The 12,261-nt window shown below is 60.4% G+C and carries 10 protein-coding genes; 4 read left to right on the plus strand and 6 right to left on the minus strand.

The genetic code is table 11. The features are described from left to right. The first annotated feature begins 186 nt into the window (after positions 1 to 186). Both ACVIN2_RS27255 and ACVIN2_RS27260 read left to right on the plus strand, forming a co-directional pair. Positions 187 to 2,196 (plus strand): LodA/GoxA family CTQ-dependent oxidase, encoded by a 2,010-nt coding sequence (locus ACVIN2_RS27255; protein ID WP_456767932.1) that lies wholly within the window; start codon positions 187 to 189, stop codon positions 2,194 to 2,196. After that, positions 2,196 to 3,146 (plus strand): NAD(P)/FAD-dependent oxidoreductase, encoded by a 951-nt coding sequence (locus ACVIN2_RS27260; protein WP_456767933.1) that lies wholly within the window; start codon positions 2,196 to 2,198, stop codon positions 3,144 to 3,146. Before ACVIN2_RS27255 ends, ACVIN2_RS27260 begins: the two co-directional genes overlap by 1 nt. Here ACVIN2_RS27260 and ACVIN2_RS27265 read toward each other — a convergent pair. From ACVIN2_RS27265 to ACVIN2_RS27290, 6 genes are all read right to left on the minus strand, one after another. Further along, positions 3,143 to 3,754 carry a hypothetical protein gene (locus ACVIN2_RS27265; protein ID WP_456767934.1) on the minus strand — a complete coding sequence of 204 codons (612 nt, stop codon included), beginning with the start codon at positions 3,752 to 3,754 and terminating at the stop codon, positions 3,143 to 3,145. The genes ACVIN2_RS27260 and ACVIN2_RS27265 overlap by 4 nt on opposite strands. A 9-nt stretch (positions 3,755 to 3,763) precedes the next feature. Next, positions 3,764 to 4,984 carry a hypothetical protein gene (locus ACVIN2_RS27270; protein WP_456767935.1) on the minus strand — a complete coding sequence of 407 codons (1,221 nt, stop codon included), beginning with the start codon at positions 4,982 to 4,984 and terminating at the stop codon, positions 3,764 to 3,766. 147 nt (positions 4,985 to 5,131) lie between these two features. Then, a complete protein-coding gene (locus ACVIN2_RS27275; protein WP_456767936.1) occupies positions 5,132 to 6,661 on the minus strand; it encodes a Dyp-type peroxidase in 1,530 nt (509 codons plus the stop codon). After that, positions 6,658 to 8,145 (minus strand): hypothetical protein, encoded by a 1,488-nt coding sequence (locus ACVIN2_RS27280; protein WP_456767937.1) that lies wholly within the window; start codon positions 8,143 to 8,145, stop codon positions 6,658 to 6,660. The genes ACVIN2_RS27275 and ACVIN2_RS27280 overlap by 4 nt, the downstream gene beginning before the upstream one ends. A gap of 153 nt (positions 8,146 to 8,298) precedes the next feature. Then, positions 8,299 to 9,399, minus strand: a complete 1,101-nt coding sequence (locus tag ACVIN2_RS27285) for a hypothetical protein (RefSeq protein ID WP_456767938.1) — start codon at positions 9,397 to 9,399, stop codon at positions 8,299 to 8,301. Between the two features lie 86 nt (positions 9,400 to 9,485). Further along, complete coding sequence (locus ACVIN2_RS27290) at positions 9,486 to 10,067, minus strand: hypothetical protein (protein WP_456767939.1); 582 nt, start codon at positions 10,065 to 10,067, stop codon at positions 9,486 to 9,488. 273 nt (positions 10,068 to 10,340) lie between these two features. Here ACVIN2_RS27290 and ACVIN2_RS27295 point away from each other — a divergent pair, with 273 nt between their 5' ends. Continuing rightward, on the plus strand, positions 10,341 to 11,195 hold the full coding sequence (locus ACVIN2_RS27295; RefSeq protein ID WP_456767940.1) for a hypothetical protein: 855 nt from the start codon (positions 10,341 to 10,343) through the stop codon (positions 11,193 to 11,195). 53 nt (positions 11,196 to 11,248) lie between these two features. Beyond that, entirely contained in the window at positions 11,249 to 12,208 is a 960-nt protein-coding gene (locus tag ACVIN2_RS27300) for a hypothetical protein (protein ID WP_456767941.1), read from the plus strand. Positions 12,209 to 12,261: the final 53 nt, after the last annotated feature.

A 12,261-nucleotide genomic window follows, 5' to 3' on the forward strand; every position in this document is an offset into this window, starting at 1 on the left:
CTCCCTGGCTTGGAAATGTGACTGTGGTCGCACGAGCTGAGAGCAGGACAACTGCCTGGTACAGCTTGTCGCCTAGGGAGCCTCCTAGGGCGCAAACGTTCCACCTGTGGCACGATCTGGCAAACGCGAGCGGCCGCCAGCGGAGCGCGGCCGCAACCGGTTCTGCAAAACTTGTAGGGGACATTGATGGCCGCGCCCGAAGCAGCATCTCGTTCAACAAAGCTATCCAGCGCAACAATCGCTTCTCTCGCGATATTCCCGCCATTGGGAGTGGCCAGGGTCGGAAACGCGGACGGCGAAGGCGAATACGTGATCGCGTCGGAAGTCGTGGGCGGATGGCCGATGTTACCGAATGGCGACGCCGCCATGTACGAAGCCGATTTCAGGACAGCCGACGGAAAGATCAAGCGCCAAGCAGTCCGTTTCCGCATCTATGCGACATCGACTGACGGCGATATTTTTGAGGTCACTGCCCGCGATGGGATACGAATCGAATGGAAGGTCGGCGTCGCCAATCTGAAGGCCGGGTGGTATGAATTCAATCAGGCGTTGGATCTGCCACGGGGTATCTCCAAGCCTGCGCAGAAGCGAAATGTAAGGATACCGGTGCCGGGTCGAAGCGCCCGGTTGGACATCGTTCCGACACCCAAAAAGATCGAAGGGCTCAACAAGTCGGGTCCGGAGTTCACCCTCGACGACGGCACGTTCTGGGCCGCCATGCCGGTCTATCTCGGCGAATTGCAAACTGACGATGCGGGGCGCCTGATCTTCCTCGGCGGCCGAGGCACTTCCGGCCCATTTCGCAAGGGCTTCATGCCAACGACTTTCGCCAACAATGACGGTTGGCATGACGACGTATGCGACGGACCGGTGCGCGCTACCGTCACCTTCGCCGACGGCTCGTCCAAGGAAGCGCAGCCCGCCTACGTCGCGGTCACGCCACCGAACTTCGCGCCGGGGACGTTTGGGCTCGTCACGATGGACGACACGGTAAAAGAGGTCTTCCGAAGCCAAGGCTGGATCTCAGCTCCGACCTCGACTTCTTTCACGAAAGACATTTGGCCAATCTTTGATCGGATGACGGGGCTGCAGTGGGTGAACCATGGCCTATTCGTCATGCATGGATTTGGTTCGGCTCTCGACGCCCGAAGCGTGCAGGTGATCGCCAAAATGCGTGATCCGGGCGCGGCGATGGCGCCGTGGCGGGCGAGGGTGTTCAAGCTGTTCCGCGATCCGGCGGCGGCGGGAGCCTTCGATGAAGCCGCCTTGCCGCAAATATTCGGAGATGCATATGGCGAGAACCCAAGCGGCACGCCTCCCGACGCGCTCAACTATCTTTCGGTCACGCGCACGCAATTCGAGCATCTTGGGCGTTGGGCGGCCGGAAACTTTGTCGACGACTGGACCGATGTTCCGGCGATCGCGGAATTCGGTAAGCTCTCGCCGGCCGAGCAGATCGACCATCTGAACCGCGCGCCTCTGCACGAGTGCTTGGGAGGACCTTTCCATCCGGGCATCGAGTTGACGTGGACCATGCGCATTCCGCACATCTGGGCGGCCGCGTACCGACTGAAGGTGCTACCGACCGACGATCCGGCCAAGCAGGACTTCGGACCGGAATTGTCGCCCCAGGTATGCTGCGGCCCTGGAGGACCGTTCGACGGCGTGGCCGCCGGTGCGTTGACGCGATTTCTCGGCGTGCCGTGGCAAACCGACGGAGCGTCCTGCAACTCCGACGCGGACTATAGTCCGAGCACGTTCCTGTCCATGCCCACGTTCTGGGGTGCTCGCGTTCCCGACCAGGTGATGTCGTTCGAAAACTATTTGATCGCGGCGGCGATTGGGAAGAAGGGGAACGAAGAGCAATTCTCGAAATACCTGATGGCCCGCTCCGACTGGCTCCGAGATGTCCGAGGTTTCGACTACTATACGCGTATCGCCCACATGGTCGGAGAATGGTGGGAATTGGGAATGGTGCTCGCGGTCAAGAATCCATCGCTGGATTTTCCCGACGGTTTGCGTGTCGAGCAGGGGCGAAACCGCGATTTTCCCGGATCCGATCCGAAGCCGGGGCTCGTCGCGTTCGTCGAAGATCTGCGTAACGATCAACCAACGCAAGTGGCGCAAGTGTCCAGAGGCTTGGTTTTGCAGGTGCCGCAAGCGCCGAAGCGCCAGTATCGGCAGGGCGAGATCTGATGTTCGACGTGCTGGTCTGCGGAGCCGGACCCGCCGGCGCGACCGTGTCGGCGTTGCTTTCGAACGGCGGAATGAAGGTTGCCGTCGTGGATCCGCTGGTCAGGACGACCGAACGGCTCGAGCTGATCGCCCCTTCCACCGCCAGGCTCTTCGATGCGGTCGGTCTCGGGGTTCTCTTACGGGATCCCGACCTGGTAAGCTTTTGCTCCGGTATCCAGCGGGACTGGGGCGGCAAGGTTTCGGTCGAGGAATTCATCAGTCATCGGGGCGGAGCAGGCTACGTCGTCGACCGGCGCCGCTTGGACGCAGTTGTTCGAGGGCTGAGTCAAAAGGCGGGCGCGCGCCTCATCCGTGGCAGGGTTATCGCGATTGAACGAGAGGAATCCATGTTCCGTGTGCACGTACGTCGGGATGGCCAGAACATCACGGTGACGGCTCGTACAATGCTCGACGCATCGGGGCGAGCGGCTGCTCTGGCGCGCCGCATGGGCGCGCAAAGGACGGTTCACGAAGTGCTATTGGCGCACGGGACGCAATCCCTGGCGAACGACACGCGGGGCCGCTTGCTGGTTGAGGGCAATTCGGCTGGCTGGAGCTACCGGCTGACGGGACCGGACGGCAGATGTGAGGGGTGGCACGTGGGTACGAAAGACGGTGGACGCGGATCGAGGTGCCAAGTCGTGGACGCGTCATCTGTGCTCTGCTTCCCGCCGGCTGGTCCGGGATGGGCCGCCATCGGCGACGCGGCTGCCTCGTTCGACCCGCTCTGCTCGCAAGGGATCGCGAACGCACTGTCGACCGCGCTCACCGTCGCGGGTGCGGTGGTTTCCAACAACGGAATGGGAGAGCCTGCCGCACGAGCCTACTCTGAGGCCGTCCGGCGCACCTTCGAGAACGCGGAACGCGGACGCCGGGCGTCCTATGCGGCACTTTCCGACTCTAGAAGCTAGAAGGTCTTCTTGTCCTCGAAAACCTTAGATTCTGAGAAGCCGTCCGACTGAAGGACGCGAACGGATACGCTCTTGGCTCCCGGAAACTGGTTCACATCGATGTCCGTGCTCGGAACGGGAAGACCTACGGCTATGGTCTGCCAATTAGGCTCGTGCTCGGCTTTGGCCTGGACGGTGTAGGTGACGCCGGGAGAGGGCGCGAGGGTATGCGCTGCATCGGGCTTAAAACGGTTCGGCGAACCGGGATTGGGGCCGCCCATCGCCACCGCTCCGGCCGGAACGGAAGCAGCCCGGGCGAACTGCGCGGCCTCGACCCCGTTGATCATGAGCTTGACACGGCGCAATTGCGGCGAAACAGGAACGTATTCGTCGAAGGTGCCGAACGATGCATGCGGAGCGCAGGAATTGCGCTGAGGGTTCACCTTCTTGTCGAAGATCTCGTTGTCTGCGCCGTCGAGGCCGATCAACACGATCCCTTCGTCCTGGAAATCTTCCGACTGCACCGCCGTCTTGACCGGCGTGACGTAGTCGATCGTTCCCTTCTTGCGGTCAAGGTCGAAGGTACCGCTCACGTGAGCGAAGCTTCCGTCGATCACTCCGGCGCCCATCGCGTCCTCCTATGCTCCGGCCACTGGTGCGAAGAGCGTATCCTCTGCGCTCAAACGATCCAGGATGGCCCGGTAGCTGTAGGCTGAGATCCACTGGTTGTCGCAGTAGGTCATGATATCATGGCAACTCTCATTCGCCATGACCCTCATGGGAATTCCCAGGGATGGGTCTCCCATGTCGAGGCCGATCATGTCTCCGTTCGCCGAGTCTCCGATCCGGCCGTCCGCGTACGGAAAGTGCGGGTCGCTCGCATCCTGATTGCAGAAGCCCGGGTGATATCTTCCGAATGTGTGTCCGAGTTCGTGGGACCCGTACCAGCCGCCATATGACCGCTCGGTGTCCCATGAGAGCGACGGGTACTGGGCCGGATTGCCAGTTGGCCCGACTGCTACAATCGAAGGATTGGGCTGCTGAGGAATATCCTTTGCGGCCCCCCGGAAGAACAGTCCCTGGTCAGCGTCCGAGATCAGCCCGTAGTAGTGGGTGCGCGGATCCGTCCCGGCGTCGATGTCCTTCGCTCGGATCGCCGAGAGCTGATTGTGCGCGACGTTGAGCTTACCCAGCCACAACGGGTCGTTGCCATCAGGGGTCGTCGGGCCCGAGAAAGGCGGTGCCAGACGCGCGTCGGCCTGCAACACTAGCTGCGACCATTCGATCGTCGAAACGGGGTACGCCCTGTCGAGGAAGGAACGAAGATGATCGAAGTGATAGGCGGCCGGCGCGATCTGCTTCGGCGGGGCACCAGGCGTCTGGAGCACGTAGCGAAGTCCGATGGCCTTGATACGCAATGGAGCGGCGTCGACCAGTGGAACGGCTACCGGCGGATTCGCGCCCACGGGGATGTCGGAGCCTCCCGCGAACAAGCGTTTTACGCGTACATTCAGGCTGGACCAGGAGAGTACGTCGGCAGGAAGAATAAAGTTGAGGCTCGTACGGATGTCCCGTCGCTGCGCATTCAGATCGGGATGGGCATTCGCTTTGACGGAAATGGTCCCAGTCGACGCGACGTACTTGGCCGCAGCAGATGCGGTCGGCGCGACCTCGATCTCGCCCTGAACTTCGGTCCCGCTGGTGAAGCCCGTCGGTCCTACGTAGACCCGCACTAGGGTTCGCTTCCCGCGTACGAGAGGCACGTCGTTCGCAGGGCTCTGAATTGTCTGGCAGATCTCGATACCCAGAACGTCCAGTTTGGCGGCGGGAACTACCGTCTGCGTAGCGAGAAGGCCCATGCGTATCTCCGGATCGAACCGTGTCGTCACGAGCGGACTACCGTACGTCCGCATGACGATCCTAAGGCAACATGCCTCTCCAGAGGACTAGGAGAGTCCCGAGGACTACCCCGAACCCGGACGCCGGATAGGCATCCCGCTGACGATTCAGACCGTAGGACCGCTCAGAAGCGATCGCATTTCGTCGATACCCGGCATGAAGACGTAGGCCGCGCCCGCGGCTCTAACCCAGTCGCCTGCAATCGTGAATTTCTCGGTCCTGCCCTGGAGTGTCACCGAAATCATGCGCCCTTCCGCTGGCGCCCTCGCGATGATCGGGTCGATCGAGCTTGGAGCCTTCGGCGCATCCGCTTTCTTTACCCAGCGTTGCATGAGCTGCCTGAATTGCCCGTCGATCGAAGTCTGGTAGCTCATGAACAGCAATCCACGCTGGCCCGTCGGATCTTCGTCGAAGGGCTTGCCGTACGGAATTCCTCTTCGCAGCATCTGCGTGGCGAGAGTATCCGCGGGCAAGGCTAGGTCGGTCGTCTGATCTCGGGGATTCACTTTCCGTATGTGAGCTGAGAACGGACAAACCGACCCGAGAGGGTCGGCCAGCGATCCGGGGAATTCGACGAGTTCGCCCTGGTAATCCAGTGTTGCCGGCGGGAAGTGGGCATCGTATCTGAAGCCGTTGATCCGAAGCTTGGCGCCCGAGATGACTTGATCGGGCCCGCCAGGAGATTGAGTCACGGGCGTACCGTCCCGCCATCGACCGACGCACAGCGCGCCGGCGAGATCGGAAGAGGCTGGAATGCCGAAACGCTGCGCCAATTGGTCGCCAAGATTGATCATGGCTTTGCGAAAGGAATCGACGTCTTGACTAAGCTTGCGCAGCACCAGCAACGAACCGTTCTTCAGCAAGGGACGATCGCCGAACTTTCGCGGCCCGGGAGTCAGCACATCGCCGGGGTCGAGCGAGGAGTAGCCGTAGACGAATTGGCCAGGCCAAACGAGCGGCTGGCCAGGGCGCGAAAAATAGCGGGAAAGCGGGTCGTCTTCGCGGTAGGACCGCGGAGTGAGGAAGCTGCCGTCGTTCAAGATACCGCGGGTACCTGGCTGAGAGATGCCGTCCGCGAAGCCGAAATGTTCGGTATCGAAGGAGAGTCGCTGGCCGACTTCACGGAAAACTACGGTGGCCCAATTGGCTGCCAGAAGACGGATTTCGTCAGCGGCCTGGTCGGGCAAGCCCGGCATGCCGCTTCCAAAGATGAACACGACGTCCGGCGTCGTCTCGGGTGTCGTGCCGAACGACCATCCTACCGGCCGTCCCTGCGCATCGGATTCGTCTCCTAAAGACCGGGCATCCCGCGCGGCGCCGACCTTGAAAGCGGCATCCGGAGGTAAATCGGCGAAAGACAGCGCCGTGCAGCCGGAATTCGTGAAACCCATCGCCATGAGAACGCTCGAGGGGAGCGGCTCGATGGCTTGGACAGCGCGGGCCAGCGCCCGCGCCGTCTTCAGCGGCATCAATTGACGCGTGGTGGCCACGCGATCGCATAGCGAAAGCAATGCACGCTTCGCCTCTGCCTCGGCGCCAGCGACCAGCTTCAGCCCAAGAATCGTCTGATAACCGCCCCCGAAGCCGACAAGGACGTGGCCTTGGATGTCGTCGGCTTCGAGCTGGTCCTCGCTCATGATGTCTTTCTTTTGAAGGAGAACGCACTGCTCGGGACTTCCCCTGAGGGAAGGATTTCCTTCGCCGGGTCGGCATCGAGGACGAGACCGGTCGCGTCGCCGATCGCACTTTCAAGATGCCCTTGGGTTTTCCAGTCGTCCTCGGTCACATCGGCGCAAGAGGAGATCTGGTTCTTACCCCAATTGCCGTAATAGGAACGGTGTATGGGGTGTTTGCAGTACAGCACATTTCGACAGGCGCTCCCGTCGCGATCGACATCACCCGCCAGAATGGAAGCGTAGATCGTCATCGTAGTGGCACGTGCGATCTGTCCACCGCGGCTCAATTGCCTGTTGTCCAACGAGCAGTCGCTCAGCTTGAGAGGCGAATTCTGCGGCAGGACTATCCGGGCACGCAAAATGCGAGGATTGTGCGGGTCTGATGCATCCTGACGTTGGATGGTGAGAGCGTCGGAAATAGGAGCGCCCTTCGGGTCGCTCAGACTGGATAGGTCGATGTCGTGAATATACAGGCCGACCGGATCCACCAACGTCACGCGATTTCCAGCCGCGACCTGCAGTCCTACTCCGTCACCGATCGATGGATCACTGCTGCGGTTGATGTCCCCGTAACCGGCGCATGCAATGCGCGTTGTCGCCCGGTCGTTGTCGAAGGCAGGATCCGGTGGCTTGCCATCGGAATCCCACACGATGGATGCTCCACCGGCCAGGTTCACCTCGGCACCCAAGGAGTTGGCCGGATGCGTCAAGTGCATCGCACCATGGGTAGTGTTCCACTTATTGTACGGATTGTAGGCGTCTTTCTGGTAGAGCGTCAGCCAAGTATTCTGCGGAGGATACCAAACCAAGATGTCCTCCTGGAATTGCAGCTCCTCCTTCTTGACGCTTCCGTCCACGAAACGCTGATACAATCTCGTGACGAGATCGATGTCTTCCTTGGCGAGAAACTGCCAGTAATCATAAGGTTCGGCGGTGAGATCGATACGCTCGACGGCCCCATTGCCGTCCCGCTTCGCGTACCATTCCAGATACTCGTCCTGTTGCCGGATCCGGATCGTGACGTTCTTTCCAGATTTTGTCCGCAACGGACGAGCTTGAGACCTGAGATCGTCCTTTCGGAAGTGCGGCACGGCGTCCAAATCCACCTGGAGTAGATCCGGGCCGTCGGGTGTGTCGCCTACTACGAAGGCCTGAGGACGCAGGACGTCGGCGACCGCTTCGGCTGCCTCCATTTTCGCGACATCACCGACATGGGTGACGACCTCCATCCATCGATCGATCGATTTCGGGAAGCCATTCCACGGCACTCCCGCCACAGGAGCCCCAGCCTTCATATCTAGGGGAGAGAAGAAGTTCTTCGAGCTTGCCAACGCGTCGGAGACGTACCGTCCGATGACCTTGTCATGATACCTCTGCGCAGCCCCCTGCGGATCCTTGCAGTGAGCGAAGTCGTCGATACGTGCCGGAGGGCTTAGGAGGGGCATGGCAGGCTTCCTTCATTTGGATCGCTCGCCAGCATACAATTCCACCTGCGTGCGAAGACCTCGTGAAGTCCCTAGGATGGATCGCATCTGTGCTCAGCCGCCCGAGGTCCGTCTCCGTTCATCGACGGGGCGCATCGGGCCGGCATGCCGCTGCTACTTAGGTACTTCGCCAGAGCTCTGGAGCTCTCCAAGCTTCACCGTGAGCCCAGTGTAGAACTCGTTGACCCGATTGAGCGTGCGGAGTGTCGTTCCGCTCGTGTAACGAAAATCGAGCGCGATACGCCCGTCGGGCGTCAGCTTGTATTTAACTCCACCTTGAAAGTAATTCACGTCGTTATGGCTAGGATGGAGCATGTCGTACAGATAGTAGTAGCGGACGTAGAGAGACACGGGCTTGAGGAAGCCCTTATCGAACCAAACGTTCCCGCTCATCTTCGTTCCGGCCCAGAAATAGTCCCGGTTCTTGAGTTGATCGAACGTGCCGGCGTTCTCTACCCGGTAGTAATCCGAGGCTAGGGTCGGGAAGAAGCTGACCCACATTCCGAGCGTCTCGTTCGCCCTGAAACTCGAACCGATGTATAGATCCGGCGCCCAAGGCTGCCACATGGACTCCAATCCATAGATGCGGGCTTGTTGATCGTAGTCCGTGGTATAGGTGGCGTTGGTCCGAAGATATTGCATCGGTAAAGGACCTCCGCTCTGGATTTCGGCCTCAAACCCAGCCATTCCGGATATCGAGCCGGTCGTTTTGCCTTTGGAGATGGTCGTGTCGAATTCCAAGCCGGGCGCGAAATTGAAATAGGTCATCCGCGGCTTGTTGGGGTCTCCCGTGTAGTTCAGGTTCGTGTTGCCGTGCACGGCTGCAATGAGGGCTCCCTTGCCGACGAACGTGTCGAACTTGCCGTCCAGATTGCGCGTGTATGTGAACGAGGCGCCGTTATCTGAGATGTCTCCGTCGAGCGTAATGTAGGCGATCGGAGCATAGGACTCGCGGATCAGAAATTCCGTGCTTATGTCGTTATCCTTCTTTAGGTCGATCGGCTTCGGCGCGGCAGCAGCATTCGCCGATCTCACTTCCTTCGCGATACCGGCGGCCGCTCCCGCAACAACGGGCTTTTTCTTGAGGCGAGCCAGCGCCGCCTCTACTGGTCCCATCAGTTGGGCCCGCTCCTTCGGACTGAGGTCCGAATAGTTGCGCAGGAGCTCCTGCAGATCCTGCTGGCTCAGATCCTTTCCCGAGGACGGCTGCGCCACAAGACAGCACAGACCGACTGATATCGTCCCTATGACCTTTATGTTCCTGCCCGGCATCATGTCCCCCGTCGTGTGCATTCAAATCGTCAAAACGGCGAGCCTGCGCCGGCTCCTCGTCTGGCGGGATTGTGCGCGTCGACGACGGCGGCTACGTCGCTGACGGTCTTCTCCGGATCGTCGATTTCGGAGGGATGGATCCATGGTGTCAGGACCATGTTCTTCTCGTTGTAGTAGTAAAGGTTCAGCATTTGAGCCAAGCCGCGGCAATCGATGCGGGTGAAATTCCAGGCCTTGAGTTGGTCGGTATCCTTGATTTCGATCGGATTGACGTGCTTGATCCGCGCCATCACGAGCTTTACGTCCGCTTTGATGGCGGACATTGGATATCTGGTCGCGGTGAGGGCTGGGCCATCGGCAATGATTTGGGACAGGCTGTCCGAAAGCTCGCCGATGGTGTTTCCACTCAATTGCTTGGGGCGGCCGCTCAATGCAACGCCGTCAAGACGCGCGTGAAGCAGCACCGAGGAGTTGAGCACCTTCCTCAGATCTCCGCTAAGACCGACGCTATCCAGCTTAGTCTTTTCGGTTAACTTTCGCGTCGTTGACGTCAGTCGTGCGACCGCGGCAGTCACCGCTTTTCGCGCCGCTTTCTTCGATCCCTTGGCCATGAATGCCCCCCTTGTTCGACGTCGATCGTAGTCGGTCCACGGCTCGCATCAAGGCGGGTGACTCCCGTTTTCTCGCAGAGCGGCCGCGGTAGGCCGACCGCCAGGACCTTAGGATTGCAAGGATCGACGAAACACTAGGGAGTTTCCTAGTAAAGCCCGCGCGAGCAGGGCTTGATGTTCTTCGGCCACCTAGGCGCATCCCGAGTAGGGGCGCCGCTCGTTCCGTGACAGGTTTCTGGACATCAGGTGCGCGGAGCGCGACGAGGAGGGGGTATGACCGACCAGATCGGAAGCGTTTGCGACGAATGGGACTACCAGCGTGGGCGCTGCGCATCCCAGGCGGCTGTGTATCAAAGGCCGGGTACCAACGCCTATTTCTTCACGACAAAGATGGCGATCGATGCCGATGGAGCTCCCAAGGGTTACTATCCCGGTGAGAACTATCCAGCCAATAATCACGACTGTTTCGACTGGCTGGACAACCTCAACGTCAGCGACAGACACGGCATTCAGGGACAGAACGGCGCGGTAGGACCGGCCCCCGGCTTCGTGATCTCCGGGACTGCGCTCACCGACGCCGCGCACCACTCGGCCGACGACACCAGGTGCTATGTCGATGCAAGCTCTATTCCCTATGTGGTGCTGACGGGATCCTCCTTTCCCTTGCCTGCTGGCTCGGCGGCTCTGAGAAAGGGGTGCCTTGCCTTTGTCGTAGATACGAAGACGGGCATTTATTCCGGGGCGATTTACGCGGACGTAGGACGAGCGGTGGGAGAAGCTTCGCTTGCCCTGGCGCTGATGCTCGGTATCAACCCGTTTAGCCGAAGGTACTTCCCCAAAGTCGGAGGCGGTACATCGGACAAGCGAATCTTCCATCTGGTCTTTCCGGCGATCGTGGTGCCGCCTCCCTGGCCGGTCTCAGCCACCCAACAGCAGGCGAAGCAAGCTTTCGACGGCTGGGGTGGCGAAGCGGCTCTGCGTGAACTCTTTCCCAGGATGCCTCCGATGTCGGGCCCGAGGCCCGTCGTCATAAGGCGGCCGGACGCCAGCGTCGCAGGGTTCGAGGAGGACGACGAGCCGGCGCGGCAGTTCAAGGGAGCCGACGAACCGAAGGCGGCACTCGAATAGCCATCCAATTCGAAAGACACAGCCCACGCCTGACGCCAAGAGGAGATCCAGCTATGCCGAAGACCAAGGCGGTCGCCACGGGGGCCGATACGAGCTACGTAGTGAACGACAAGGTGATCGCTGCAGCCGAGGCTCAGCTCGGCAGCAAGCCATCCTTCTGGGGGCGTTATTTCAAGGGACCGCAAGATACCGGCTCGGTTCAATATAAGGCCACCATCGAGAACCCGATCCTGCGGGCGCACGGCATTCCGGTACTGTGCATCGCGCGACAGACCAATCACGTCGGCGGGTCGGAGGCAGACGGGCGGACGGACGGTGCAAGGAATGCAGCGGCCATCGTCGAAGCCTTCGGCCTGCAATATCTGACGCATCGGGGCTCGAAGACATTAATTTTCCTGGACGTCGAGCCTGAACACCCGCTCAGCGCGGACTACTATTTCGGCTGGTCCGAGGCCGTTCGCGGCTACGCAAGTCCGGAGATATTCGCTCCGGCGGTTTACGGCAACAAGAGTTCGGCAGCGACCTGGAAAGGTTTGTCTCATGCCGTCACGAGAGGCGCAGAATGTGCCGGTCTGTGGGTTGCTCATTATCTCAAAAACACGGGTTGCGTAGCTACGCCGCAGTGGAGTGATAGAGATGCCGTTCCAGCCGGCATTCCGACGGGGTGCGAGGTGCTCGCCTGGCAGTTTGCGCAGGAATGCGTCGGCATTGATTGCAACGTTGCGAACCCAGCGCAGGTCACGGCGCTTCAGGCGGGTCTTGTGTTGCCGCCCGAGGCTACGACGTACCTCGCCGAAAGGGTATCCTTCGGGCTCGACTATGGGGGTAACAGAGCAGCCGAACCGTTCACGCAGGCCCTGACGACCGCTCTCCAGGCCTTGACTCCCAAGGAGGGCGGCAAGACCCTACCGGACGGGAGGCCCTACATCTTCCCTGACGGGATAAAGTCGTTCGAGCTTGAAGTGAAAGTGGGCACCGAAACTGGAGTTACTTTGAAGATAAACGGTACGTAGATCCTAGGACGATCCCTAGTTGTTCATCCTGACGAAAGTGACGGAAGTTCCGG

This window comes from Bradyrhizobium sp. USDA 3650 (assembly GCF_054057395.1).